The sequence below is a fragment of the Nocardioides sp. LHD-245 genome, from assembly GCF_030929495.1.
Taxonomy (GTDB): Bacteria; Actinomycetota; Actinomycetes; order Propionibacteriales; family Nocardioidaceae; genus Nocardioides.
The window spans coordinates 489,787-516,175 of record NZ_JAVFWN010000002.1 but is presented as its reverse complement, the minus strand read 5'-3'; the positions used below and the strand labels follow the sequence as shown (position 1 = coordinate 516,175).

25 protein-coding genes are annotated in these 26,389 nt (G+C 72.5%); 20 read left to right on the top strand and 5 right to left on the bottom strand.

Annotated elements, in window-relative coordinates:
• Positions 1–114: 114 nt before the first annotated feature.
• The 4 genes from RB608_RS05085 to RB608_RS05070 form a co-directional block, all read right to left on the bottom strand.
• Positions 115–1,290 carry an MFS transporter gene (locus tag RB608_RS05085; protein WP_308086722.1) on the bottom strand — a complete coding sequence of 392 codons (1,176 nt, stop codon included), beginning with the start codon at positions 1,288–1,290 and terminating at the stop codon, positions 115–117.
• On the bottom strand, positions 1,287–3,614 hold the full coding sequence (locus RB608_RS05080; RefSeq protein WP_308086721.1) for a CoA transferase: 2,328 nt from the start codon (positions 3,612–3,614) through the stop codon (positions 1,287–1,289). The genes RB608_RS05085 and RB608_RS05080 overlap by 4 nt, the downstream gene beginning before the upstream one ends.
• Before the next feature lie 75 nt (positions 3,615–3,689).
• Positions 3,690–4,472, bottom strand: coding sequence for an enoyl-CoA hydratase-related protein (locus RB608_RS05075; RefSeq protein ID WP_308086720.1), 783 nt, complete (start codon positions 4,470–4,472; stop codon positions 3,690–3,692).
• Between the two features lie 63 nt (positions 4,473–4,535).
• Entirely contained in the window at positions 4,536–6,137 is a 1,602-nt protein-coding gene (locus RB608_RS05070) for an FAD-dependent monooxygenase (RefSeq protein ID WP_308086719.1), read from the bottom strand.
• Between the two features lie 102 nt (positions 6,138–6,239).
• Here RB608_RS05070 and RB608_RS05065 point away from each other — a divergent pair, with 102 nt between their 5' ends.
• From RB608_RS05065 to RB608_RS05010, 12 genes are all read left to right on the top strand, one after another.
• On the top strand, positions 6,240–6,662 hold the full coding sequence (locus RB608_RS05065; RefSeq protein ID WP_308086718.1) for a MaoC family dehydratase N-terminal domain-containing protein: 423 nt from the start codon (positions 6,240–6,242) through the stop codon (positions 6,660–6,662).
• Positions 6,659–7,099 (top strand): MaoC family dehydratase, encoded by a 441-nt coding sequence (locus tag RB608_RS05060; RefSeq protein WP_308086717.1) that lies wholly within the window; start codon positions 6,659–6,661, stop codon positions 7,097–7,099. The genes RB608_RS05065 and RB608_RS05060 overlap by 4 nt, the downstream gene beginning before the upstream one ends.
• Before the next feature lie 52 nt (positions 7,100–7,151).
• Complete coding sequence (locus tag RB608_RS05055; RefSeq protein ID WP_308086716.1) at positions 7,152–8,270, top strand: acyl-CoA dehydrogenase family protein; 1,119 nt, start codon at positions 7,152–7,154, stop codon at positions 8,268–8,270.
• Positions 8,271–8,295: 25 nt separating this feature from the next.
• Positions 8,296–9,486, top strand: coding sequence for an acyl-CoA dehydrogenase family protein (locus RB608_RS05050; RefSeq protein ID WP_308086715.1), 1,191 nt, complete (start codon positions 8,296–8,298; stop codon positions 9,484–9,486).
• Positions 9,483–10,100 carry an NAD(P)H-binding protein gene (locus RB608_RS05045; RefSeq protein ID WP_308086714.1) on the top strand — a complete coding sequence of 206 codons (618 nt, stop codon included), beginning with the start codon at positions 9,483–9,485 and terminating at the stop codon, positions 10,098–10,100. The genes RB608_RS05050 and RB608_RS05045 overlap by 4 nt, the downstream gene beginning before the upstream one ends.
• A gap of 29 nt (positions 10,101–10,129) precedes the next feature.
• A complete protein-coding gene (locus RB608_RS05040; RefSeq protein WP_308086713.1) occupies positions 10,130–11,050 on the top strand; it encodes a zinc-binding dehydrogenase in 921 nt (306 codons plus the stop codon).
• Between the two features lie 153 nt (positions 11,051–11,203).
• Positions 11,204–11,734 carry an aromatic-ring-hydroxylating dioxygenase subunit beta gene (locus RB608_RS05035; protein ID WP_308086712.1) on the top strand — a complete coding sequence of 177 codons (531 nt, stop codon included), beginning with the start codon at positions 11,204–11,206 and terminating at the stop codon, positions 11,732–11,734.
• Positions 11,731–12,534: an SDR family oxidoreductase gene (locus RB608_RS05030; RefSeq protein ID WP_308086711.1), complete on the top strand. Its 804-nt coding sequence runs from the start codon at positions 11,731–11,733 to the stop codon at positions 12,532–12,534. The genes RB608_RS05035 and RB608_RS05030 overlap by 4 nt, the downstream gene beginning before the upstream one ends.
• 136 nt (positions 12,535–12,670) lie before the next feature.
• Positions 12,671–13,486 carry an IclR family transcriptional regulator gene (locus RB608_RS05025; RefSeq protein WP_308086710.1) on the top strand — a complete coding sequence of 272 codons (816 nt, stop codon included), beginning with the start codon at positions 12,671–12,673 and terminating at the stop codon, positions 13,484–13,486.
• Entirely contained in the window at positions 13,483–15,108 is a 1,626-nt protein-coding gene (locus RB608_RS05020; RefSeq protein ID WP_308086709.1) for a long-chain-fatty-acid--CoA ligase, read from the top strand. The genes RB608_RS05025 and RB608_RS05020 overlap by 4 nt, the downstream gene beginning before the upstream one ends.
• Positions 15,109–15,272: 164 nt before the next feature.
• Positions 15,273–15,986: a dienelactone hydrolase family protein gene (locus RB608_RS05015; RefSeq protein WP_308086708.1), complete on the top strand. Its 714-nt coding sequence runs from the start codon at positions 15,273–15,275 to the stop codon at positions 15,984–15,986.
• A gap of 80 nt (positions 15,987–16,066) precedes the next feature.
• Positions 16,067–17,392 (top strand): aromatic ring-hydroxylating dioxygenase subunit alpha, encoded by a 1,326-nt coding sequence (locus RB608_RS05010; RefSeq protein WP_308086707.1) that lies wholly within the window; start codon positions 16,067–16,069, stop codon positions 17,390–17,392.
• A 118-nt stretch (positions 17,393–17,510) separates the two neighbouring features.
• Here the strand turns inward: RB608_RS05010 and RB608_RS05005 are convergent, their stop codons facing one another.
• Entirely contained in the window at positions 17,511–18,392 is an 882-nt protein-coding gene (locus RB608_RS05005; RefSeq protein ID WP_308086706.1) for a VOC family protein, read from the bottom strand.
• A 270-nt stretch (positions 18,393–18,662) separates the two neighbouring features.
• Between RB608_RS05005 and RB608_RS05000 the strand changes: the two genes are divergently transcribed.
• From RB608_RS05000 to RB608_RS04965, 8 genes are all read left to right on the top strand, one after another.
• Positions 18,663–19,424: an ABC transporter ATP-binding protein gene (locus RB608_RS05000; protein WP_308086705.1), complete on the top strand. Its 762-nt coding sequence runs from the start codon at positions 18,663–18,665 to the stop codon at positions 19,422–19,424.
• On the top strand, positions 19,421–20,128 hold the full coding sequence (locus RB608_RS04995) for an ABC transporter ATP-binding protein (protein WP_308086704.1): 708 nt from the start codon (positions 19,421–19,423) through the stop codon (positions 20,126–20,128). The genes RB608_RS05000 and RB608_RS04995 overlap by 4 nt, the downstream gene beginning before the upstream one ends.
• 7 nt (positions 20,129–20,135) lie before the next feature.
• On the top strand, positions 20,136–21,026 hold the full coding sequence (locus RB608_RS04990; protein WP_308086703.1) for a branched-chain amino acid ABC transporter permease: 891 nt from the start codon (positions 20,136–20,138) through the stop codon (positions 21,024–21,026).
• Complete coding sequence (locus RB608_RS04985; RefSeq protein ID WP_308086702.1) at positions 21,026–22,126, top strand: branched-chain amino acid ABC transporter permease; 1,101 nt, start codon at positions 21,026–21,028, stop codon at positions 22,124–22,126. Before RB608_RS04990 ends, RB608_RS04985 begins: the two co-directional genes overlap by 1 nt.
• Before the next feature lie 94 nt (positions 22,127–22,220).
• Entirely contained in the window at positions 22,221–23,546 is a 1,326-nt protein-coding gene (locus RB608_RS04980) for an ABC transporter substrate-binding protein (RefSeq protein ID WP_308086701.1), read from the top strand.
• Between the two features lie 195 nt (positions 23,547–23,741).
• Positions 23,742–24,059, top strand: a complete 318-nt coding sequence (locus RB608_RS04975; RefSeq protein WP_308086700.1) for a non-heme iron oxygenase ferredoxin subunit — start codon at positions 23,742–23,744, stop codon at positions 24,057–24,059.
• A gap of 100 nt (positions 24,060–24,159) precedes the next feature.
• Positions 24,160–25,353: an FAD-dependent oxidoreductase gene (locus RB608_RS04970; protein ID WP_308086699.1), complete on the top strand. Its 1,194-nt coding sequence runs from the start codon at positions 24,160–24,162 to the stop codon at positions 25,351–25,353.
• A 60-nt stretch (positions 25,354–25,413) separates the two neighbouring features.
• Positions 25,414–26,385 (top strand): alpha/beta hydrolase, encoded by a 972-nt coding sequence (locus RB608_RS04965; protein WP_308086698.1) that lies wholly within the window; start codon positions 25,414–25,416, stop codon positions 26,383–26,385.
• Positions 26,386–26,389: the final 4 nt, after the last annotated feature.

The window sequence follows — 26,389 nt, the reverse complement described above, 5'->3', positions numbered from 1 at the left end:
AACGGGCACTCGCCGTCGTCGACCGTCACGTCAACGGCTATCTCGACCACGCGCGCCTGGGAACCGCCGCCTGAAACTCAAGACCGACGTCGGAGTTCTAGCGACCAAGGATCGCTAGGGGCAGCCGGCCGGCTCGGCCCGGAGCACGTGGCGGCGCGGCACCCACGCGAGCAGCAGCGCCAGGCCGAGCAGCGCCGTACCGGTGCAGAGCAGGAACGCGTTCTGGTACGTCGTCGCCGCGGCTACCAGGCCGAGCGCGCTCGGTCCGAGCGCTGCGCCGAGGTCGAGGAAGACCGTGAATGCGCTCATCCGGCGCGTCTCCTCGCCCTCGGAGACCCCCTCGGTGGCGTGGAGCACCAGCGACGGCACGAGCAACGACAGGCCGGCGGCCATGATGACGGTGCCGACGACCAGTCCTGTGGGACTGACCCACAGCGCCATCAGGGTGAAGCCGCCGGCCAGGGTCAGGAACGAGGTCCGCGCCACCGGCCGCGGGCCGAGCCGGTCGGGCACCTTGGCGGCCACCACCCGGACCGCGACGACGGTCCCCGAGGCCAGGATGAAGATCAGCGAGGTGTGCGCCATGTCGAGCTCGGCGGCGTAGAGCGGCACCATGGCGAGGAAGCCGGCGAAGCCCAGGGTCCCCAGCCCCGCCAGCGCACCGGTGCGCAGCGCGGGACCATAGGTCGCCGCGACCGGCCCGCCGTCGGCGACGTGGTGGCGGACTGCCGGCAGCGACAGCGCCAGCAGGCCCGCCAGCAGGCAGGTCGCCGCTGCACCCAGCCAGGCCACCTCGGTATCGGCCCGCGCCAGCAGCTCGCCGAGGATCGGTCCGGTGCCCAGTCCGCCGTTGACCGCGATGAACAGGTAGCTGGACGCCTCGCCGTGCCGCCCCGCGGGCGCCAGGTCCAGGGCCAGCGTCGTCGCGGCGACCATCACGCCGGCCTGCCCGAGGCCGAGCACCAGCCGGGCCGCGACCATCGCGGCGATGCTGCCGGCCAGCAGGTGGCCGATCAGGCCGGCGGCGGCGACCACGGTGCCCGCGATCAGGAGCAGGCGACGCCCGCGGCGATCACCCAGCGGGCCGAGCCACGGTCGCGCGGCGATCGCGGCGACCGCCGACGCGCCGAACACCAGGCCGACGGTCAGCGCCGTGCCGTCGAACCGGTCGGTGACCACGAACGGCAGCAGCGGGATCGTGACGCCGACCGAGACGAAGACGAGGCAGGTCGCGGCGACGGTGACCAGATACGGCCGGGTCCAGAGCGGGTCGGTGGCCGTCGTACTCATCCGGTGGCGGCTTTCCCCTCGTAGGGGAGGTCGAAGGGCGAGTCGCCGACCAGCTTGTCGGCCTCCAGTGCGGCGATCTCCGCCGCGGTCAGGCCGAGCTCGCGCAGGATCTCGTGACTGTGCTCCCCGAACAGCGGCGGCCCGCCGCGCGGGACCGCACGCGGGCCGTCGGTGAACCGGGCGGGGGAGGCGACATAGCGCTGCCGGCCCAGCACGGCGTGGTCGAGCTCGACGATGCGCCGGCGGGCCTGCAGCTGAGGATGGTCGACGGCGCCCGCGCCGGTCTCGACGGGGGCCGCCGGGACGCCGGCCGCGCGCAGCGTCGTCACCACGTCGGCGGCGCGCGAGCGACCGCATGCCTCGGCGAGCAGTCCGTCGAGCTCGGCGAGCCGCTCGGCCCGCGCCTCCGCCGCGGCGACGGCGGGGTCGCTCGCCCAGTCCTCGGCCAAGGGCGTCCCGGCCAGGGCCTGCCAGGCGCGGTCGGACTCCGCGTCGATGGCGACGTGGCCGCCGTCGGCGCAGCGGTAGATGTTGCGCGGGCCCGTGCCTTGGCAGCGGTTGCCGGATCGGGTGGCGGCCACGCCTGTCGCCGACCACTCGATGACCGAGCGTGCCGCGAGCTGGGCGGCGGCGTCGCACAGCGGGATCTCGACCTGGCCGCCGGTGCCGGTCTGCACCCGGTGGCGGATCGCGGCGAGCGCGACGGTCGTGGCGATCATGGCGGCGAACGGGTCGACGATGGTGCCGGTGATCAGCGGCTCGCCGTCGGGATAGCCGGTCAGCTCCGCCAGGCCGCTGGCGGCGTTGACCGTGTAGGTGAAGCCGGGGCGGTCGCGCCACGGGCCGTCGAGTCCCCACGACGGCATCCGGAGCAAAAGCACGTCGGGGTTGAGGGCGCGGACCCCGTCGTAGTCCAGGCCGCGCTCGTCGAGCACCCGGGGCAGGAAGTTCTCGAGGACGACGTCCGCCTCCGTCACCAGCCGGCGAGCGATGTCCAGCCCCTGGGGCGTCGCCAGGTCGACCGTCACCTCCCGCTTGCCGAGGTTGACCGCGGCGAACGAGGCGTAGCGCTCCCAGGAGCGGTCGACGGTCAGCGGTGGCCCGGCCAGCCGGATCAGGTCGGGACGGTTGACCGCCTCGACCTTGATGACCTCGGCGCCGAGCGCGGCCAGGTTGGCCGTCACGATCGGTCCGGCCTGGAAGGTGCCGAACTCCAGCACCTTCAGCCCGGCGAGCGGCAGCTCGCCGCTCGCCTCGGCATGGACGGGGATCCGGGCGCGGCGCTCGGGGAGCCGGTCCGGGTCGTCGTCCGCGCCGACGTCGACGAGCGGCTCGGCGGCCCAGCGCAGTGCCGCGGCCCGGAAGGGCGGCCGCGGCCGGACCCCGTGGCCGGAGGCCTGCGGGACGAAGGTGCCCCGGTCGCGGTACGGCGGCAGCGAGGTCATCGTGGCGGGGGTGGCGACCGGCGCCATCGGCACGCGGTTGGCGGCACCGAGCTCGACGAGGTCGGCGACCGAGTGCCGCTCGGTGAAGCGCCGCACCAGGGGTGTCACCTCGTCGGCGAGCACGACCCGCGGTGTGAGCATGTCGAACCGCGCGTCCTCCAGCTCGGGCACGCCGGCGAGGGCCTTGAAGTCCTTCCACTGCGGACCGGTGACGCTGACGACGCACACCCACCCGTCGGCAGCCCGCTCGATGCCGGGCACCGGTGCCTGCGGTGTCGGATAGGGCGGATGGTGCTCGATGCTCTCGAACAGCCACGGGTACTGGAGCAGGCCGACGATCGCCTCGAACACCGACACGTCCGCGGCCACCCGTGCCGCGCCGGCGTCGCCGGAGAGCAGTGCGGTCGCGACGGCCTGCGCGGCCGCGGCGCCGGCGGCGAGCTCGCCCAGGTCGGTGCCGGCCTGGACGACCGGCCGGTCGCCGGTGTTGTGCACGATGCAGATGCCCGCCTCCGCCTGCAGCGTGAGCTCGGTCGCGGGCGTGCCGGCGAGCGGGCCGTCGAGCCCGTAGTCGGAGACCGCGACGGTCGCGATCGCGGGGTTGGCCGCTCGGATCGTCCCCACCAGCGCCAGCGTGGCCGGATCGTCGTCGTGGAGGACGACGTCGGCGCGCTCCACGAGCCGCGGCAGGGCAGGCTCGGTGACCGACTGCTTGCCACCGTGGAGGTACTCCGCGTAGGCGGGCTGGTCGACGCGACGAGGGTCGCCGTCGTGGGGCTCGACCAGTGCCACGGTCGCGCCGAGGTCGCGCAGCAGCCGCCCGGCGTACGCCGTGGCCAGCCGGCCGCCGAGCTCGATCACCAGGACGTCACTGAGCATCGCGTCTCCTCGAAGGTCGGGTCACGCCCGCCGCGTGGCGAGCGCCGCGATCCGGGCAGGGGGGAGCGTCACGGCTCAGCGCCCGAGGAAGGTCGGTGTGGAGCGGCCGGCGAAGGCGGCCAGGCCGGCTTCGAGGTCCTCGGAGCCGGCGATGGACTCCAGCGCCGCATCGTTGGCCGCCCACAGCTCGGCCTCGGAGTCGGAGAACGCGCGGTCGCAGACCCGCATGCTCGCGCTGACCGCGAGCGGGCCGTTGCCGGCGATCCGCTCGGCCCGGGCCAGCGCCGCCGCCGTCGGGTCGGTGTCGACCAGGGCGCTCACCAACCCGAGCTGATGGGCGCGTTCGGCATCGATGGCGTCGCCGGTCAGGAGCATGTCCATCGCCGCGGCCCTGCCGACCGCCCAGGGCAGCCGGAAGAGACCGCCGGCCCCGGCGACCAGGTTCCACCTCACCTCGGCCAGCGCGAACGACGAGCGCCGGGACGCGACCACCAGGTCGCACGCGAGCACGATCTCGAGACCCCCCGAGGTCGCCAGGCCGTCCACGGCCGCGACGACCGGCTTGGTGCGCCGGTAGGTGACGAACCCGGCGAAGCCGCCGCGCTCGGTCATCGCCTGGTCGCCGCCGGCGAACTCGTCCTCGATCGTCCGCAGGTCGTGGCCGGCGCAGAAGACCGGCCGCGGCTCGGTGATCGTCGCCGTCAGCACGGCGGCCCGCAGCCCCGGGTCCGCCTCGACCTCGTCGATCGCGGCTCCCAGGGCGCGGGCCATGGGGCCGTCGAACGCGTTGCGCACCTCGGGCCGGTTGAGGGTCACCACGGCGACGGCGCCGTGCCGCTCGAGCTCGACGATCGACATGGCAGGGAACCTAGGTCCGCCCCGCGCCCGTGCTGAGAGTGCTTTCCGGCCGCTGGAACGGGCTCAGCCGGCACCCAGCGCCATCGCTGCCAGCGCGGTTGGATCGGCCGGCAGCCGGTCGCCCCGCCACACGATGTGCAGGTCCGGCCGCACCAGCAGGAGCGAGCACCCGTACGCCGCCCGGGCCCGCGGCTCGTCGGAGCTGAGAACGTCGAAGGGAGCGCCGTGGCCTGCGAACGCGGCCGCCAGGGCGGTGGCGTCGGCCGTGCCGGTCAGGTCGACGAGACCGAAGCCGGAGCCCAGCGCGTCCTGGATCGCCCGCCCGTCGGCCAGCCACACGTGCGGCAGCCGGACCCCCGGTCGCGCGTGGCCGTCGTAGGTGGTGGTGTCCCAGGTCCCCGGCTCGCCCTCCTCGGTGGCGATCAGGGCGGATCCGGCGTAGCTGTAGTTCAGCTCGACGCCGATCATCTCGTAGATCCGGCGGTGGTGGACCTCGGCCGCCGCCGCGACGGCCGCGCGCGCGGCCTCGCCGGCCGGCCCGGCGTCCGTGATCGACGGCGTGACCAGCCCGCGCCACAGACCCAGGCCCTCCGCCGCCCAGCCGGAGGCCTCGACATTGCGGGCGCCCACGGCGCGGCGCTCGGTCTCGTAGCTGTCCAGCAGCCCCGGGCCGCCCCAGCCCTGCAGCGTGCCCGCCAGCTTCCAGGCGAGGTCCACGGCGTCCCCCACGCCGCTGTTCATCCCGAGGCCGCCGGTCGGGATGACCAGATGGGCGGCGTCGCCGGCGATGAGGACCCGGCCATCGCGGTAGCGCTCGGCCAGCAGCAGATGGAGTCGCCAGGTGGTCTGGTTGAGGATCTCGAACTCGACGTCGAAGCCGATCCGCCGGCGGATCTCCTCGCGCGCGTCGGCTTCCGGCGGCAGGCCGGCGTTGAGCGTGAAGTGGCGCCGGCTGCCCTGGACGACGAAGACGGCGCCCTGCTCGTCGGCGACGTAGTAGTGACGGCCCTGCCCGATGGGGATGCGCTCGTAGAGCTCCTCGGAGCGGAAGGTGACCTGGCGCTGTTCCACCAGGTTCCCCCGGCCCTGCAGCGCGATGCCGAGCTGCTTGCGCACCGTGCTCGAGCCGCCGTCGCAGCCGACCAGGTACGACGCGCGGAGGGTCTGCGTGCCGGCCCCGGAGACCAGCTCGACATCGACGCCGAGATCGTCCTGGTGGAAGCCGACCAGGTCGTGGCCGAACCTCACCTCGACCCCCGGTGTGGCGGCGGCGATCTCGACGAGGAGCGGCTCGAGGTCGTTCTGGGCGACCAGCTGGTAGGGCTCCAGCGGCTCGGTCGATCCGGTGGAGGCGGCGATCGTGGCCCGGTGCTCGGCCACGCTCGGGTAGCGCAGCCGCGCCAGCGGCGGGTCGCCGAGCCTGGTCACCACGAAGACGTCCATCGACGCCTCCGGCGGATAGCCCAGCGCGCGGACCCGCTCCGCGAAGCCCAGTCGCCGGTAGAGCTCCATGGTGCGGGCGTTGGAGCGGTCCATCTTTGGGAACTGCTTCGTGGTGGGGTCGCGCTCGACGAGGAGGGTACGGATCCCGCGCTGGCCCAGATCGATGGCGAGGGTCAGGCCGACCGGCCCGGCTCCCACCACGACGACGTCGTAGTCGGTCATGGCACCGCACCCTCGCCGCGCGTCGCGGCCGCGGCCGCGCGGGTTTCCGGCCGCTGGAACATGGCCGTCCGGGCCGCCGCGGCACGGACATACCTTGCGCGGGTGAGCGATGTCGAGGAGTACGCCGAGCGGCTCAGGGCCTGCGTCGGGTCGCGCGGGGAGCCCGCCACGATCGAGGTCGAGCGCGGTGCCCTGCGCAAGTTCGCCGTCGCCACGGGCGACCCGCATCCGGTGCACCACGGCGACCTCGCCGCGCCGACCTATGTCGCCGCGCTCCGTTCCCCGCTGCCCGACCTGCCGGAGCCGGAGCGTCCCTTCCGCAGCCACCTGCACACCAACGACGAGCTCGAGCTGCACGAGCCGATCCGGCCCGGTGACGTGCTGACGGTCACCGCCGAGCTCACCGACGTCTTCGTGAAGCAGGGGCGCCAGGGCCCGATGCTGTTCACGCAGGTCACCTTCGTCACGACCCGGGGGGACCAGCCCGTCTCGCGGGTCGCCTGGACCGAGGTGCAGCACCGATGAGCACCGCCGCCGCGGCCGCGCCCGCCTTCGCCGACCTCGCCGTCGGCACGCCGCTGCCGCCGTACCGGCAGACCCCGACCACCGTGCAGCTGGTGATGTACGCCGGCGCCGAGGACGACTACATGCCGGTGCACTTCGACCACCACTACGCGATCGGAGCGGGACAGCCCGGCGTCATCAACCACGGTTGGCTGACCTACGCGATCCTGCTGCAGTCGGTCACCAGCTGGCTGCCCCCGAGCGCGGCGCGCGTGGTGCGCAGCCGCTCCCGCTACCTGCGGCCGACCTTCCCCGGCCGTCCGATCGTCTGCCACGGGGTCGTCACGGGGGTGCGGGAGGAGCGGGGCCGCCGGCTCGTCGACGTCCACGTGGAGGCGAGCGATGGCACCGACCTGGTGACCACGACCGTCGACGCGACGCTCGAGTACCTGGCCTAGACACACCAACCCGAATCCGAACGAGCCCGAACGAGATCGAGGAGAGACCCACATGATCGACTTGGAACCGGACGAGGAGCAGGTCGAGATCGCCGCCCTCGCGCGCAGCATCGCCGACGAGCTGGTCGCGCCGTCCGCGCGTGACGCGGAGTACGCCGCGGCCGTGCCCGACGACGTCTGGCTCAAGGTCTTCGAGACCGGTCTCGTGATGCCGGTCGCGGAGGAGCACGGTGGCGGCGGCGTCCCCGGCCCGCTGGCACTGCTCGCGATCGCGGAGAACCTCGGCCACGGTGACCCCGGCATCGCCTCGGCGGCCCTGTGGCACGCCCACGCGGCCCTGCTCGTCGGCGCTCACGGCACGGCCGAGCAGCGGTCCGCGCTGACCCGGCTCGCCACCGACCCCGGCGCCCGCTCCGCGGTCGCGCTCTACGAGGGCTTCGGCCGCGGCCCGGCCGAGCTCGCCACCAGCGTCGCGGTCGAGGGCGACCAGGTCCGGGTGCGGGGCCGCAAGGTCGGCGTCCCGTTCGCGGCATCCGCCGATCCGCTCGTGGTGGTCGGCACGGATCCGGCCACCGGTGCGGTCCGCGCCGTCGTACTGCCCCACGGCACGGCGGGCGTCACGGTCGTCGCCAACCCCGGCAGCCTGGCCCTGGACGCCACCCAGCTGGGAGCGGTCGACCTCGACGTGACGGTCCCGGTCTCGGCGCTGCTCGGAGGCCCCGACGCGGACCCGGCCGGCCTGCTGGCCACGGTGCAGCGGCTCCGCCTGCTGACCGCCTCGACCGCCGTCGGCACCGCGCTGCGCGCCGTCGAGTACGCCGGCCAGTATGCCACCGGCCGGATCGCGTTCGGCAGGCCGATCGCGTCGTACCAGGGCGTCAGCTTCCCGCTCGCCGAGGCGATGATGCGCATCGAGGCGGCCCGCGCCGAGCTCGTCGACGTGACGAACGCCGTGGTCGCCGACCCGGGCGGCGACCACGGGACGGCGGTCGGCCAGGCGGTCTCCTACGCCCTGGCCGTGGCCGTCCAGGCGACCCGCGACGGGGTGCAGACCCTCGGCGGGCACGGCTTCATCAAGGACCATCCCGTCGAGCTCTGGTACCGCTCCGCCGCGACCCTGTCCGCCCTGGACTTCGACCCGCTGCGGGACCCGTTCCAGGCACGGCTCTGAACGACACGAAAGCGTAGGCAATCCGATGAGTTACTCGTTCACCCTCAGCCGGCCCCTGCAGGACTACGCCCGCACCCTGCGGGAGTGGTCGACCACCGAGTGCCGCCCGTACGCCCGCCAGGCCGACGAGCAGAAGGGACGGCCGGAGAACTGGCGGGAGATCCTCGATACCGCGCCGATCCCGCTCGGCCGGGCCGACAAGCCCGAGCTGGGCCAGGTGCCCACCTTCGAGGACGGCGACTGGATCACCAAGCTCGCCTTCTACGAGGCCATCAACTACGGCGACGTCTGGGTCCATCCCACCCTGGGCGGCGGCATCGGCGACCTGGTCGTCAAGGCCCTCGGCACCCCGAAGCAGGTCGCCGAGTGGTACGACCCGATCCAACAGCGCGGCGGCGCCACGGCGTTCGCGCTGACCGAGCCGGGCTTCGGGTCCGACACCTCGATGGTCGCCACCACCGCCGTCCGCGACAACGACTCGTGGGTCGTCAACGGCAGCAAGATGTACTGCACCGGCGGTGCCTTCGCCGAGTACGTCGTGGTCTTCGCGACCGTCGACAAGGAACTCGGGGCGAGGGGCATCAACGCGTTCGTCGTACCGCGGGGCACTCCGGGCTTCAACGTCGTCAAGGAGAACGAGGACAAGCTCGGCATCCGCAGCTGGACGACCTCGCTGCTGGAGTTCGACGACTGCGCCATCCCCCTGGAGAACCGGCTCGGCTGGGATGTCGACCATCCCGAGAACAGTGTCGGCAACGGGTACGGCGGCGCGCTCGGCGCACTCGCCTTCAACCGGCCCAACATGGCCGCCCTGGCGATCGGGCTGGCGCAGGCCTCGATCGACGTCGTCACCCCGATCCTCAAAGGCCAGCAGGCGGGCTTCACGCCGCAGCGCTGGAGCGCCGTCGAGCGGGACCTCGAGGCCATGAACGCCACCCTGGAGCGGGGCCGGCGGATCAACTACCTCGCCCAGGTGACGGTGGACCGGGGGCGGCCCAGCCGCAGCCTGGCCGCCGCCGCGAAGGGCTTCGCGCCCGAGACGGCCGAGCGGGTGATCCGGCGCTGCATCGAGCTCCTCGGCCCCGAGGGCGTCAGCAAGGAGCTGCTGCTGGAGAAGTGGTACCGGGACTCCAAGATCATGGACATCTTCGAGGGCTCCGGCCAGGTCCAGCGGATCATCGTCGGCCGCACCCTCGTCGGCGGCCTCGCCGGATGAGGATCGCGGTGGTCGGGGCGACCGGCCAGGTCGGTCGCCCCCTCGTCGCGGAGCTGGTCGACCGCGGCCACCGGGTGACCGCGGTGACCATCCACCCCGAGCTGGTCGCGCCCGACGCCGCGGTCGCCGTGGTCGCGGCGGATGCCAACGACCCGGCGCAGCTCGTCGACGCGATCGCCGGCCACGACGTCGTGGTCACCTCGATCCAGTACGCCAAGACCGACCACGCCGGCCTGATCGCCTCGGTCAAGGCCTCCGGCGTACCCCGCCACTTCGTCTGCGGCGGCTCCGGCACCCTCCGGGTCCCCGGCACGACGACCCGGATCATGGACACCGAGTCCTTCCCGGCCTCGTTCGCCGCCTCCGCGGCGGCCGCGGCGCACTTCTGGGAGCTGCTGGAGCAGGAGACCGAGCTGAACTGGGTCTACCTTTCCCCACCGCCCGGCATCGGGCCGGGGACGCGGACCGGCGCCTACCGGCGCGGCGGCCGGGAGCTGCTGGTCCGGGAGGACGGCGCGATGCCGTCGATCTCGTTCGCCGACTACATCCTCGCGATCGCCGACGAGCTGGAGGAGCCCTCCCTGGTCCGCGACCGCTTCACCGTCGCCTACTGACCATGCCCCCGACGACAAGGAGCACCACCATGCGCGCCGCAGTCATCGACGAGCTCGGCGGCGAGCCCGCCCTGCGCGACGTACCCGTCCCCGAGCCGGCCGGCGAGGACCACCTCGTGGCCATCTCGACGGCGGCGCTCAACCCCGCCGATCTCGTCTACGCCGCCGGCATCCGGCTCCAGCCGCCCCTGCCGTACGTGCCCGGACTGGAGGGCGTCGGACGGCTGGAGGACGGTAGCCGCGTCTACGTGTCGATGGCACCGCCCCCGCACGGCACCTTCGCCGAGTACGCCGTGGCTCCCGCGGGCACCACGATGGCGGTCCCCGACGACGTCACCGACGAGCAGGCGCTCTGCGTCGGCGTCGCCGGCACGACTGCCTGGCTGGCGCTGACCTGGAAGGGGGCCCTGCGCGCGGGGGAGTCGGTGCTGGTCACGGGCGCGACCGGGTCGGTCGGCCAGATCGCGGTCCAGGCCGCCGCCGCGCTGGGCGCCTCGCGCGTGGTGGCCGCCGGCCGCGACCATGCCACCCTGCGGACGCTGCGCGAGCAGGGCGCCACCGACACCGTGGTGCTCGAGGGCGACTACGCCGCGGCGCTGGCCGACGCCTCCCGGGGCGGCTTCGACCTGGTCGTGGACGCGCTGTTCGGGGAGCCCCTGATGGCGGCGATCCGCGCCACCCGGATGGGCGGGCGGGTCGTCAACCTCGGCATGCGCGCCGGCCGATCGATGCAGCTGGACGGCATCGCCCTCAAGGGCAAGGACCTGCTGTCGTGCAATATCGGCGACGCCGGACCCGCCGACATCGCCGACGCCTTCGGCCACCTGATCGGGCTGGTGCAGGCCGGTCGGATCGCCGCCGAGTCCGAGACCGTGCCCCTGGCCGAGGTCACGGAGATCTGGCGCCGTCAGGACTCCTCGCCGCACCGCAAGCTCCTGCTCGCCGTCTGAGCCCGGAGCGCCGCTCGCCGGCCGGGAGGTCCGGTTCCGGTTCCCGGAACCGACTCTGGCCGGGGTCCGGCGGGCTGGCGAGGATCGCCCCGAGACACTCAGACGACCCGGGTACGGCGCCGTGCCGAGCCCACCCGATTCCAGGAGGTTGAGATGGTCCAGGCGACATTGACCGACGAGCGGCTGACCCGGGTGGCCCCCGGCACCCGGGCCGGGCTGGAGGACTTCCTCTACGACGAGGCGGAGCTGCTCGACCAGTGGCGGCTCATCGAATGGCTCGACCTGTTCACGCCCCAGGCCCACTACCTGGTGCCGTCGACCGACAAGCCGGACGCCGACCCGAGCAGGCACCTGTTCCTGGTGCAGGACGACCGGTTCCTGCTCGAGCAGCGGGTCAACTCGCTGCTGACCCGCGCCGCCCACGCCGAGTACCCGCACTCGCGCACCCGGCGGGCGGTGACGAACGTGCGCGCCTTCCACGACCCTGACGGGCTGGTCCGGCTGGAGGCGAACTTCTCGGTGGTCCGGGTGCGCAACGCCGCGCTCGACACCTATGTCGGTCGCTACCGTCACGTCCTCGAGGAGGCCTCCGACACCGCCGTCGGCTACCGGTTCGTCGAGCGCAAGGCGATCCTCGACCTCGACGCCCTGCGCCCCCACGGCAAAGTGAGCATCATCCTGTGAGCCGGCTCGCCGGCCGGGTCGCGATCGTCACCGGCGCCAGCCCGAACATCGGCGGCGCCCTCGCCCGCGGGCTGGCGGCCGAAGGGGCCCGGCTGGTCGTCACCGACGTCAGCGACGCCTCCGCCGAGGCGGCCGCCAGGACGATCGAGGAGGCCGGCGGGGAGGCGATCGCGGTCGTCGGCGACGTCACCGATCCCGACCACGCCGCCGACGCGGTGCGCCAGGCGGAGCAGCGGTGGGGCGGGGTCGACATCTTGGTCAACAACGCGGTCTGGTTCAACCAGAAGGGCCTGCTCGACATGCCGCTGGCGGAGTATCGCCGTCAGCTCGACATCATCTTGGGCGGCGCCTTCATCTTCACCCGTGTCGTCGCCGAGTCGATGATCCGCCACGGCCGCGCCGGCAGCATCATCAACATCCTCTCCACGGCCGCCTGGCAGGGACAGCCCGGCAATATCGGCTACTCGACGGGCAAGAGCGGCCTGATCAACTTCACCCGCTCCGCCGCGATGGAGCTGGCCCAGCACCGGATCCGTGTCAACGGGCTCACTCCCACCGCGACGATGCCCGAGGATCCCGAGATCCTGCAGCGGATGACCGCCGCGACGAGCGCACCGGGGCCGTGGCCGATGGACTTCACGAGCCAGTTCCCCTGGCACCGGTTGCCGACGCCCAGCGACTACGTCCCGGCGGCGGTCTTCCTGGCCGGCGACGAGTCCGCGCTGATTACCGGCAGCAATATCACCGTGGACGGCGGTGCGACGGCGAAGTACTGGCCGTGGCGCCCGCAGGCCGACTGAGCCCCCGACCGCCTACCCGTTCCAACGGATGGAACCCCGATCTCTCTTGAACGAACGTTCGGTAGAGGCTTCCGGTGGTGGACGTCACATCGACGGACGAGGATGGGGACGAGGAGGTCTTCGGATGATCGGCTTGATGGAGGCAGACGGAACGCTGCGGCCGCCGACCGGGCGGGAGGCGGGCGACGGCGTTGTGCAGTCGTCGGCGTCCAAGGCGCTGGCGGTCCTCGAGGTGCTGAGCAGGTCGCAGGACGCGACCGTGGGCGTGAGCGAGGTGGCCGCCGAGATCGGCGTCCCCAAGAGCACCGCCCACCGTCTGCTCAAGACCCTCGAGCAACACGGCTTCGTGGGCCGCACCGGCATCCGCTACCGGGTCGGCGGCTCTCTGTTCGAGCTCGCCGAGGCCGCGCTGTGGTCGGAGTACGGCGAGCTGCGCGAGGTGGCCCCGAAGCCGCTCAACTGGCTCTTCGAGCGCTCCGAGGCGATCGCGGTCCACCTCGCGGTCCTGAGCGGGCCCAGCGTGCTCTACCTCGACAAGGTCACGCGTCCCGCCGGCACCCGCCTCCCGAGCCGGGTGGGCGGCCGCTTCCCGGCCACCTGCACCGCCCTCGGCAAGGCGATGCTCGCCTTCAGCCCGCCGCCCCTGGTGCACGGGATCCTCGATCGCCCGATGCCGCGGGCGACGCCGTACTCCGTCGTCCACCGGCGCCAGTTCGTCGACCAGCTGCGCACCGCGGCCCAGGCCGGCTACGCGGTCGAGCGGGAGGAGTCCTGCCAGGGCACGCTGTGCGTGGCGGCACCGGTGCTTCGCCACGGCAAGGCGGTCGCCGCGGTGTCGCTGTGCGTGCCCACCAGGGGACTGGGGCGAGCCGCCGACCAGCGGCTCGGCTCCTTCGGCCGTCTCGCGGTGGAGGCCGCCGGTCAGATCCGCGAGCTCCTCCCGGCGTCATGACCACTCCCGGAGCGATGGCGACCGCGGCTCCCACGTCCGACGACCCGGCGCTGAGCCCCGACCACAGCCTGGCGGCCCTCGTGCGGCCCTGGTTCCACGCCCGTGCCCACCAGCCCTGTCTGAGCTGCGACGACGTCACCCGCACCTGGGGTGAGTTCGGCGCCCGGTCGGCCCGGGTCGGACAGGGTCTCGTGGCCGCCGGGGTCCGGCGGGGGTCGCGGGTCTCGTTCCTGGACCAGAACGGGCCGGAGTACTTCGAGCTGCTGGTCGGCGCCATGATGGCCGGCGGTGTCGTCGCCTCGGTCAACTGGCGGCTGGCCCCGCGCGAGATGGCGCAGGTGCTGAACCTGTCCGGCGCCTCCTTCCTGCTCGTCGGCGCCTCCTTCCTCGACGCGCTCGACACCTTCCGCGACCAGGTCCCCACGCTGGCGAAGGTCGTCGTGCTCGGTGCGGTCGCCGACGAGCGGCTGCGCGAGGGCGACGAGCGCTACGAGGACTGGCTGGCCCGCCACGCCGCGGTCGACCCGCAGGTCCCGGTGGCCCCGACCGACACCGCGCTGATGATGTACACCTCCGGCACCACCGGGCTGCCGAAAGGCGTCATGTTCAGCAACGCCGGCTTCGCGCGGACGTTGGAGATGGCCGACGTCAGCCGGGTCGACGCGGAGGCCACCGTTCTGGTCGCGATGCCGGTCTTCCACTCGCTGGGCACCTCGTTCGGCGTCCTGACGCTCGGCTCGGGCGGGCACATCGTGGTCGCGCGCGAGGCGAAGCCCGACCTCCTCTTCGACCTGCTGGACCGATGGGCTATCAGCGTCACGAACCTGGTCCCGGCCGTGCTGAAGGCGATGGTGGAGGCGCCGGACGCCGTCAGGCGCGACCTCCCCGCGCTGGAGCGGGTCCTCTACGCCGGATCGCCCATCTCGCCCGAGCTGCTGCGCCGCTGTCTGGACACCTTCGGGTGCGGGATGGTCCAGCTCTACGGCCTCACCGAGACCCAGTCCGCCACCGCACTGCCCCCGGAGGCGCATCTGGACGAGGACCGCCCCTGGCTGCTGGAGTCGGCGGGTCGGCCGGTCGCCGGCAGCCGGGTGCGGGTCGTCGGGCCCGACGGCCGCGAGCTGCCCGAGGGCGAGGTCGGCGAGGTCGAGCTGTGGGCCGGCACCGCGATGACGGGCTACTGGAACGACCCCGACGCGACCGCGGCGACGATCCGGCCCGACGGGTTCGTGCGGACCGGCGATGCCGGCTACGTGCGCGACGGGTACCTGTTCCTGCGCGACCGCATCAAGGACATGGTCGTGACCGGCGGCGAGAACGTGTACCCGGTCGAGGTGGAGAACGTCCTGCTCGAGCACCCGGGCATCGTCGACGCCGCCGTCATCGGCGTCCCGTCCGAGCGCTGGGGAGAGGCGGTCACCGGCATCGTCGTCCGGGCGCCGGGCTTCGAGGAGCTGAGCGCCGGGGACGTCGTGGCGTTCTGCCGCGAGCGGCTGGCCGCCTACAAGTGCCCCAAGCAGGTGGAGTTCCTCGACCAGCTGCCCCGCAACCCGTCGGGGAAGATCCTCAAGCGGGTCCTGCGCGAGCCCTACTGGCAGCGCAGCGAGCGGCGCATCGGCTGACGCATCGGCTGGCGTATCGGCTGGCGTATCGGCTGACACCGTGCCGGATCGGGCCCGGCGCCGCCGGTGTTCCGGTGCCTGGGACGTGGCCTCACCGGCCCGCCGGAGCCGAGCCATAGTCCCAGACAGACAACGACGGTGGTCGGTGCTGGAAAGGCAGGCAGATGGAGTTCGACGTCTCCGTTCCCCGGATCGAGCCGGTCCGGTCGCGAGCCGAGCTCCGGGTCGGCTCCGTGCCGACGGCCGAGGTCAGGCTGTTCGGCCTGCCGCGCGGGGCGGCCCTGCTGCTGTGCGAGCGGGGCGGTCTCGACACCCAGGCGCCCGAGCTGATGAACGCCCTCGCCGAGCACGGCTACGAGTCGCTGGCCGTCGACCTCGCCGAGCTCGACCTCGACGACCAGGGCCTGCTCACGGCGGTGCACGGCCTGCTCGGGGTGCTGGGGGAGCAGGGCTGGTCCCACGACCAGATCGGCGTGGTCGGCTACGGCCTGGGCGGGCGGGCCGCCCTGGTGGCCGCGTGCGACCTGGTCCTCGGCGCGACCGTGAGCCTCTCGCCGCGCGCCGCGCTGGAGGTCGACGATCCGCTGGTCCGCAGCCCCTGGCTCGCGATGTTCGGCGAGCACGACCCGGACATGCCGCCGGCGGCGGTCGCCGAGCTGGAGCGTCGGGCGGCGCCGGCCCCGGAGTACGCCCACCTGGTCGTCTACCCGGGCGTCGGCGCGGACTTCTTCCGTGCCTCGGCCGGTTCGCTCGGCCACGCGGCCGCCTTCGACTCCTGGCAGCGGGTCGTGGAGTGGCTCAACATCCGCGTCGTACCCCGCCCCTCGCCCTACGCGGAGCGCTGGGCGGACCGCCTCCAGACCAGCAGCGCCGGTTGAGACCAGCCGGGGCACCACCGTGACATCACCGTGACACAGCCGCGACGAAGCCGCGACAAGCCGAGACAAGGGAGTGTGCGATGACCGCACCGATCAAGTACATCGACGACGACCGCGAGGCGCCCCGCTTCCGCGTCAACCGCTCGGCGATGGTCGACCCCGACGTGTTCGCGCGCGAGCGCGACCGGATCTTCAGCAAGGTCTGGCTCTACGTCGGGCACGAGACCGAGCTGAAGAAGCCGAACGACTTCAAGACCCGCACCGTGGCCGGCCGGCCGCTGATCTTCGCGCGCGACAAGGGCGGCCGGATCCAGGTCTGGATCAACTCCTGCCCGCACCGTGGCGCCATGATCTGCCGGGAGCGGGAGGGCAACGCCCGATTCATGACCTGCTTCTACCACGGCTGGAGCTTCAACACGTCCGGCCAGGTCGTCTCGATCCCGGGGGACACGTCCTACGGTGCCGACTTCGAGCGGCCCGGGCTCACGTCGCCGGCCCATGTCGACTCCTACCGCGGGTTCGTGTTCATCAGCTTCAACCCCGACGTCGAGCCGCTCGTCGACTACCTGGCCGAGGCCAAGGAGTTCCTCGACCTCGTCTGCGACCAGTCCGAGGTCGGCATGGAGGTGCTGGAGGGCACCCACGAGTACTCGGTGAAGGCCAACTGGAAGCTGCTCGTCGAGAACAGCTACGACGGCTACCACGCGGTCTCCACCCACCAGCGCTACTTCGAGATGGTGGTGGCCTCCGGCATCGAGCTGGACGCGGCCCGGCTCGGCGACTCGATCGGCGTCGACCTCGGCAACGGCCACGCCGCGTCCGTCGGCGGTCCCAACACCGGTGGGCTCTTCGGCCGGCCGCTGTCGGAGGAGGCGCTGTCGGAGAAGTCCCAGCGGTTCGACCGGTTCCGCACCAAGTACGGCGAGGCCTGGGTCGACCGGATGACCGGCGCGCGCAACCTGGTGATCTTCCCCAACCTGGTCGTGATCGACCTCGTCATGGGCGTCGTGATCCGCAAGATCGACCCGATCGCGCCCGACTACATGGAGGTCACGGCCTGGGAGCTGGTGCCGCCGGACGAGGGCCCCGAGCTGAAGCAGCAGCGTCTCGACAACTTCCTGACCTTCTGGGGTCCGGGCGGGCTCGCCTCTCCCGACGACGTCGAGGCGCTGGAGACCTGTCAGCGGTCCTTCGCCTCCTACCGGGAGCTGCCGTGGTCCGACGTCTCCCGGGGCATGTCCAGCCCGGTCGCGCTCGGCTCCGACGAGCTCCAGATGCGCACCTGGTGGCGTCGCTGGGACCTGTTGGTCAACGGCGTCGAGCACGAGGCGGAGCCGCACGACCCGCCCGGTGAGCGGTTCCGCGGTCAGCGCCTCGAGCTGGAGGCACCGGCCGGCACCGCCTGAGCCACCTCGAACTCCGCGCACCGGGTCGCCCGGCGGGATCCTCCCGCCGGGCGACTGCCGTGTCGGCGCCGGACTGGCCCCGGGATTTCACGAGGCTGGTGTCGCGCGACGCGCGGCACTAGGCCGTGCTCCCGACGAACGTCAGTGTCACGCCGTCCAGGTGGACGGGGTCCGTGCTGACCAGGCGCGGTCCCTCGCCCGGGGCGCCGGTGACGACGTAGTGGCCGATGCCGGCCGCCTCCAGGTCGGAGACCTTGCCGGGGAGATCCGCGACAGAGTCGAAGCGCAGCCGGAACGCCCCGGTCAGCTCGGGCGAGCGCGGTGGCGGCGCAGCGAGCACCACCCGTGTCCCCCCGTCGGTCGTGCTTCGCCGGTCCGACGACGGTGCGTCGGTCGCGAAGCGCCAGCCGGTGGCCCGGGACCACCGCGTCGCGGCGTCGCCGACGTCGGCGGTCGCCACCTCGACCTCGTCGACGAGCTGCGCCCCGGAGGGTGCGGGCGCGCCCTCGGGCCACAGCAGGGCGCCGTGGGAGGGCGTGGCCAGCCGGTCGCCCGCGTCGGTGAGCAGAGGCTGGTCCCGGGTGCCGACGTACTCGAGCCGGACGCCGTCGAGTGCGCCGGGCTCGGTGAACCACAACAACAGGTCGCCGGTGGCCGCGACGGCATGGCCGTCCCAGTCGACGCCGGCCTCGGCGAGGACGCGGTGCTGCGCCGCGAGGTCGGCGATGCCCGTGAAGCCGAGGTGATGGACTCCGACGGGCTCCCCGGGCAGGGCCTCCATCAGCTCGACGTGCGGAGCGCCCTCCCGCGACATCGTGATGCGGCGCTCGTAGCGGTGCGGGTCCGGCCCGCTGCTGTCGTAGTAGGTGTCGCAGCGATAGCGCGCGACGGGCGAGAAGCGATAGCCGAGGGCGGCGGACCATCGTGGCAGGGACCGCTCGAGGTCCGCGACGACGACACCGACGTGGCCGATGACGGGGGTGGATGGGGAGGTCGACATGGCCGCGACCCTAGGTCGGTACGACGTGCCGCGGACCGGTCCGGTCCAGCGCCCGGAAAAACTCCGGCGCCGTTCCGTGATGTGGGAACAGCGGTCGTCCCTCCGGCGTCGCTCGGCCACGCTGACGTCGTCTCGATCGTCCTCCGCACACGCGCCTGGATCACAGCTCCGCGGCGGAGTTCGAGGAGGTTCCAATCGCTGGAACTTCCGATGAGTGGCGCGTGTGCCTCACGTCACACTCAGCGAGCCGAGAGTGAGAAGGAGGGCCGCATGAGCAGTCTCGTCATCGACGACCTGTCGATCCGGTTCGGTGGCATCAAGGCTCTGGACGGCCTCACCCTGTCGGTCGAGCCCGGCCAGATCTGCGGCCTGATCGGGCCGAACGGGGCCGGAAAGACGACGCTCTTCAACTGCGTCAGCAGGGTCTACCAGCCGACGAGCGGGACCATCACCTGGGACGGCAGCGACCTGCTCGCCGTACCGGCCCACGGCATCGCCCGGCACGGCGTGTCCAGGACCTTCCAGAACCTCGGGCTCTTCCCGAGCATGACGTTCCTGGAGAACACCATGGTCGGCGCGCATCCCTACGGGCGCACCGGCTTCGTCCGGTCCATCCTCAGCTGGGGGGTGCGTCAGGAGGAGCGCCGGATCCGGCGCGAGGCCTACGAGCTGCTGGAGTTCCTCGACCTCGGCCACCTCGCCTTCGAGCCGGCGGCCGGACAGCCCTTCGGCACCCTCAAGCGGCTCGAACTGGCGCGCGCCCTCGCGGCGCGCCCTCGGCTGCTGCTGCTCGACGAGCCCGCCGGCGGCCTCACCCACGCGGAGGTCGACGAGCTCGCCGAGACCATCCGCCACGTCCGCGACGAGAAGGGACTCTCCGTGCTGCTGGTCGAGCACCACATGGGCATGGTCATGGGCATCTCCGACACCGTGGTGGCGATGAACTTCGGCAAGAAGATCACCGAGGGGACACCGGCGGAGGTCCGGCGGCATCCCGAGGTCGTCAGCGCCTACCTGGGGACGCGCGCATGAGCATGCTGAGCATCACCGACATGTACGCCGGCTACGGCGCCGGCGACGTTCTCGACGGCGTCAGCCTCCACGTGGACGCCGGCGAGGTGGTCGTCGTGCTCGGCGCGAACGGCGCCGGCAAGACCACCCTGATGCGGGCCGTGGCCGGCCTGATCTCACGCCGCGGCGGCATCGAGCTGGACGGCGAGAGCATCGCCCGCGCCGCCACCGACGCCATCGTGCGACGTGGCCTGGCGCTGGTGCCCCAGGGCCGCGGCACCATCGTCGACCTGACCGTGGAGGAGAACCTCCGGGCCGGCGCGCACGTGCGCCGCGGTCGCGGCCTGGCCGAGGACCTCGACCGCTGGTACACCCAGTACCCGCGCCTCGCGGACCGCCGCAAGCAGAAGGCCGGCCTGCTCTCGGGTGGTGAGCAGCAGATGCTCGCCATCGCCCGTGCCATGATGAGCCGCCCCCGGGTGCTGCTGTGCGACGAGCCCAGCCTGGGCCTCTCGCCGCTGCTCACCGAGGAGCTCTTCGAGTCGCTGCGGCAGATCAACACCGACCTGGGCATGGCCATCTTGGTGGTCGAGCAGAACGCGATGATCGCCCTCGAGATCGCCGACCGCGGCTACCTGCTCGAGATCGGCGAGATCAGCGAGTCCCGGCCCGCCGCCGAGCTGGCCGCCGACGACGCGGTGCGCGCTGCGTACCTGGGAGCGTGAGGACGACATGGAGCTGCTCATCGCCCGTCTCATCGACGGCGTCAACTACGGCGTCATCTACGGGTTCCTGGCCCTCGCGCTGGTCTGCGTCTACCGCGGCACCCACCACCTCAACCTCGCCCAGGGGGAGATGGCGATGTTCTCGGGGTTCATCGCCTACGCCCTGCACGCCGCGGGGCTGCCCGTCATCCTCGCGATCCTCGGCGCGGTCGCGGTCTCGTTCGTCGCCGGCGGTGTCGTCGAGCGGGTGCTGATCCGTCCGTTGGGCGCGCACGCCGACTACTCCATCCTGCTGGTGACCATCGGACTGTTCCTGATGCTCAACGCGGCGGCCGGCGTGATCTGGGGCGGGGACCCGCTGGCCTTCCCCTCGCTCGTGCCCGACCGGCCCGACGACTACATCGGGTTCTTCGGCACCCGGTTGCGCTATCTCCCGTTGCTGATCCTGGGCGTCCTGCTGGCGGTGATGGGCGGCCTGTTCGCGCTGTTCCGCTACACCCGGCTCGGGCTGGCGATGCGGGCCACGGCCAGCAACCCCGAGAGCGCTCGCCTGCTGGGCATCCGCGTCAGTGGCATCAACGCGCTGGGGTGGATGCTGGCGGCGGCCGTCGGTGCGCTGATCGCCACGCTGATCGCGCCGACCACGACGCTCACCACGACGATGATGTTCAACTTCCTGATCTACGCCGCCGCGGCGGCGACGCTCGGCGGCTTCGACAGCCCGCTCGGCGCCGTGCTGGCCGGCATCGTGCTTGGCGTCGTGGAGAACCTGGTGGCCAGCTACGTCGGCTTCGTCGGCTCCGACCTCAAGCAGGCGGTCGCGCTGGTGATCCTGCTGGTGGTCCTGATGGTCCGCCCGACCGGATTCTTCGGCAGCAAGAGAGTGGAGCGCGTGTGATGGCCCTTCCCGTTCACATCCCGGCCGGCAGCCGCGCCGACATCGGCTGGCGGGTGGGGCGCGTGGTGCTGATCGCGCTCCTCGTCTTCGCCACGCCCTATCTGGTGCCCTCCTTCCGGCTGAGCCAGATCACCGGCGCGCTGGTGCTGGCGATCGCGGTGGTCGGCCTCAACCTGCTCTCCGGCTTCGCCGGCCAGATCTCGCTTGGCCACGCGGCGTTCTTCGGCATCGGCGCCTACACGACGGGCGTGATGACGGTGAAGTGGGAGACCGCGGTGCCGATCACCCTGGTCGTCGGCATGGTGCTCTGCTTCGTCGTCGGCGTCCTGGTCGGCCTGCCGGCGCTGCGGCTGCAGGGCATGTACCTCGCCCTGGTCACGCTGGCCGTGGGTGTGCTGCTCCCCAGCCTGATCCGCCGCTTCGACGGACTGACCGGCGGCTCCTCGGGCCTGTTCGGCATGGAGTGGGAGCCGCCCGGCATCGCGTACTTCGCCGGACGTGGCGGAGAGACGGTCTGGCTCTACTACGTCACCGTCGTCGCGCTCGTGCTGGCCTGCGTCGTGGTCTGGAACGTGATGCACAGCCGGATCGGCCGCGCGGTGGTCGCGCTGCGCGACAACGAGGCGCCGGCCATCATGACCGGGATCAACCGCGCGTTCGTGCGCACGGTGGTCTTCGGCCTCTCCGCGTCGATCGCGGGCCTCGCCGGCGGGATCTTCGCCGTTCAGGCCGGGATCCTCACCCCGGAGGCGGTGAGCCTGCTGCTCACCATCAACCTGCTGGTGGCGATGATCATCGGCGGGCGAGCCAGCTACTGGGGCCCGGTCTTCGGCGCGTTCGTCATCTACTTCGTCCCGGTCTGGACCAGCGACCTGAGCCAGGGACCGATCTCGGGCGTCCTGTTTGGCGCCCTGGTCATCCTGCTGGTCTTCGTGATGCCCAACGGCCTGGCCGGTGGACTCACGAGCCTGGTACGCCGGGTCGTCGTGGTGGTGCCGCAGCCGCCCCGGGGCGCCACCGAGGGCCCGTCCCCGGTCCCCGTCGAGCCGGGCGACCCGGCCGCGGGCAACCCGCCTCTGGAGGCCCGCCTGGTCCGCTAGGACCCTCTCCGCCCTCCCCTCCTCACCCACGACGCCGATGCCCGGGCGGCGTCGCGGACGCCCGTCCCCGAGAAGCACAAAGAAGGAACGAGTCATGACCAAGAGATCAAGCAAGCTGACGCTGGCCGTGGCGGTCGCGGCGCTGACGTTCGCCAGCTGCGGTGCGCCCGGCGACGACAGCGGCAGCGGGTCCTCGGCGAGCGACGCGGCGGTCGAGGCCGCCGAGGCGCTCGGCATCGACCTCGACGACTGCCCGGCCGATATGACCGACCCGCTCGGGGACACCGCCAAGGTCGGCCTGACCCTTCCCCTCACCGGCGGCCCGGCGGCGGCCTTCGCCGTGCTCGGCCCGGGCGTGAAGTCGGCCTTCGAGGAGGCCAACGCCGAGGCCGATCTGCCGACCAAGTTCGAGCTCATCCTCAAGGACGACCAGTTCCAGCCGGACAAGACGCTGGTGGCCGCCCGCGAGCTGGTCCAGAAGGACGGCGTCGTCGGCTTCAGCGGCGTGACCGGCACGGCCGGCGTCCTCGCGATCCGCGACCTGCTCCGCGAGGAGTGCCTGCCGGGCATCGGCCTCCCGGGCGGCGGCGGGACGGTCCTCGACCCCGCCTATCCCGAGGTCGTCTCCGGCGCGGTGCCGTTCAGCCTCGACGCCCGGGTGTGGGTCGAGGACGTCAACGAGCGCTTCCCCGAGGGCGCCAAGATCGCGACGTTCATCGGCAACACCGAGTCCGGCAAGGACTACGCCGAGCAGATCGACCACTGGCTCGAGGAGACCGGCTCCAAGAGCACGATCGTCGACAAGGAGACCATCGACGCCGCCGATGCGGCGGCGCCGTCCTCGGCCGTGACCACGATGCGCAACAGCGGGGCCGAGGTGCTCTTCGCCGCGCCGACCGGTGCGCAGTGCATCTCGATCATGACCGAGGCCGCCAACCAGGGCTGGGAGCCGGTGATCTACATGACCACCAACTGCTCCTCCTCGACCTACTTCGGCGCCGCCGGCGGTGCCGCCGACGGCGTGCTCACCCTGCAGACCTACAAGGACGTGGGCTCGCCGCGCTTCGCGGACGACGCCGGCGTCCAGCGGGTCAGGGACGTGCTGAAGGAGTACGGCGGCGGGGTCGACCTGACCAACACCACCGCTTACAGCGGCTACGTCTACGGTCAGATGTTCGTGGAGGCGGCCAAGCAGGCCGCGGCGTCGGATCTCGGGCTCAGCAAGCTCGGCCTCATCGTGGCGGCCCGCAACCTGGACTTCCACCCCGACATGGTCGCCGACGGCATCGACTTCACCACCAGCGGGCTGTCCGATGTCGCGCCGATCGAGGCCGGCGAGCTGAACAGCTGGTCGGTCGCCGAGGGCGGCTTCCAGCAGGGCAAGCTCTACGACTTCGAGGGCGAGCTCACCCAGAAGTAGCCGGCGGGCCTCCGCCCGGCGCGCGGCCCGGTCACCCTCCCCGGTGGCCGGGCCGCAGGCACGCCGGAGCGCGGAGCGGGATTCCAGCGGCTGAAACCCTGCGTGGGGAGAACGCCGGGGCCACGGGGAGACTCGGCACTGCGGTGACGGCCGGGCCCGGACGACCGGGCTCGAGACAGCGGAAGGAAGCATCAGTTGAGCGAGCGCCACTTCGCGTGCGCGGTGGACGACCTCCAGCCCGGGACGTCGATGATCGTCGAGGGCACGGATCCCGGCATCGCGCTGCACCGGGTGGAGTCGGGGGAGTTCTTCGCGACCGCCGACACCTGCACCCACGAGGAGTTCTCGCTGGGCGAGGAGGGTGAGATCGAGGGCAACGAGCTGGTCTGCCCGCTCCACATGGCGCGCTTCGACCTCGGCACCGGCGCTCCGCTATGCCTGCCCGCCACCATCGCGCTGGCCACCTACCGGGTGGAGATCGAGGGCGACGGCGTCTACGTCGTGTCGGCGTGACGGCAGGCTGAGGGCTCGCGCCCGGAGCGACCCGGCACCCGGTTCCAGCCGTTGGCACTCCCCGTTGTGAGGGCCTCGGCGAACGGCGAGTGTGGCACGCGTGACTCTCCTGATCGTGGGCGCCTCGGTGGCAGGCGTGCGGACGGCGCAGGCCCTGCGCATGAAGGGGTACGACGGCCCCATCACCCTGCTGGGCGAGGAGTCGTACGCGCCGTACGACAAGCCGCCGCTGTCCAAGGAGATGATCCTTCCCGACGGCGACCCGGCGCCGGTCCCGCTGCTCACCGACGAGCAGCTGGCCGACCTCCGCGTCGACCTCCGGCTCGGGGTGCGCGCGAGCGAGCTCGACGTGTCCGCGCGCACGGTGACCACGGACGCCGGCGAGGCCATCGCCTTCGACCGGCTCGTCATCGCCACCGGCGTGACCCCGCGGACCCTGCCCGGGGCGGATCGGCTCGCGGGTGTCCACACGCTGCGCAACGCCGAGGATGCCGCCGCTCTGCGAACGGGCCTGGCCACCGCCGGGCGGGTGGTCGTGATCGGCGCCGGCTTCATCGGCGCGGAGTTCGCCGCCGCGGCCTGCCGCCACGGCGTCCAGGTCACCCTCGTCGAGGCCCAGAACGTGCCGCTGTCCCACCTGCTCGGCGCCGAGGTCGGCGCCCGCCTCGCCGAGGTCCACGCGGCCGCGGGCAACGAGCTGGTCACCGGTGTCGGCGTCGCCCACCTCGAGGGCGAGGACGCGGTCCGCGCGGTCGTGCTGAACGACGGCCGCCGGCTGCCCGCCGATCTGGTCGTGGTCGGCATCGGTGCCACCCCGGCCACCGGCTGGCTGGACTCCTCCGGTCTGCCGATCTCCGACGGCGTCGAGTGCGGGGCGGACCTGACCGTGGTCGGCGCGGAGGGCATCTACGCCGCCGGGGACGTCGCCCGCTGGCCGCACCCCCACTACGGCTACGACCTACGCATCGAGCACTGGACGAACGCCAACGACCACGCCGCGATCATCGCGGCCGCCGTGACCGGCGCGGCAGCCCCCACCCCGACCGTGCCCTACGTCTGGTCGGACCAGTACGGCCACCGCATCCAGATCGTCGGTCGCCCGGCGACCGGGTCGCTCGCCCACGTCGCGGGCACCCTCTCCGGAGGCGACCTGGTGGCCGCCTACGTCGGCACCGTTGGCGAGCTCGTCGGCGCGGTCGTCGTCGACGACCCCCGGCTGCTCATGAAGTGCCGCAAGGCGATCACCGCGGGCTCGGTCTGGGCCGACCTGGACCTCGTTCCCGCCGGCGTCTGAGACGCCACCGCCACCGCACCGACCCCTTCCCACCCGATCAACCACGACAGGGAGACAGACATGGCTCTGACAGAAGAAGGCATCATCGAGGTCCCCGGCATGCTCAGCCGCTGGGTGCAGCTCCCCAGCGGGGCCAAGGCCCACTACATGACCTCGGGCACCACCGGGCCCGCGGTGCTGCTGCTCCACGGTGGCCTCCCGGGCTCGTCGGGCACCGCAGGCTGGCGCTTCATGGCGCCCTTCCTCGCCGAGAACGGCTTCCGCGTCTACTGCCCCGACATGCCCGCCTTCGGCCTCTCGGACCCTCGCGAGGAGCACCGTCCCCGCTCCATCGCCGACTTCGTCGACTTCATCCACGAGTTCACCTCGGCGCTATGCCTGGACCGCTTCCACATCGCCGGCAACTCGATGGGCTGCATGAACACCACCAACTACCTGGTCGCCCACCCGGAGCGGGTCATCAGCTTCGCGCTGATCGCCGGCGACATCGGCGACGTGGTGCCCGAGGGGCTCAAGCCCCCGGCCAAGGTCCAGCTGACCCAGTACGACGGCACCCGCGACGGCATGCGCCGGATGATGGAGGCGATCATCTACCGCGGGGAAGCCATCAGCGACGACCTCATCGAGATGCGCTACCAGGCGGCCGAGCGGGGCAAGGCAGGCCATGCGTCGTTCTGGCCCTCGCTGCTCCAGTACGGCCGGATCATCCCGTGGGAGGACCACAACATCGAGGCCCGGCTCTCGACCAAGGGCCGCCTCGACAAGCTCGACATCCCCGGGATCTACCTCTACGGAACCGAGGACGTCCTCACCCCCGTCGAGTGGGGCTACGAGCAGGAGAAGGTGCTGCCGAAGGTGCAGTTCTTCTACCCCACCGAGTGCGGCCACCAGGGCCAGACCGATCGCCCCGACCTGTTCAACCCGGTGTTCCTGGAGTTCTTCCGGGACGGCAAGGTCTCGCGCCGTACCGCCGACGCCGCCGGCGTCTCCAAGCTGCGGCCGGAGAACCCGGACCTCGTCGAGCAGGTCTGAGCGC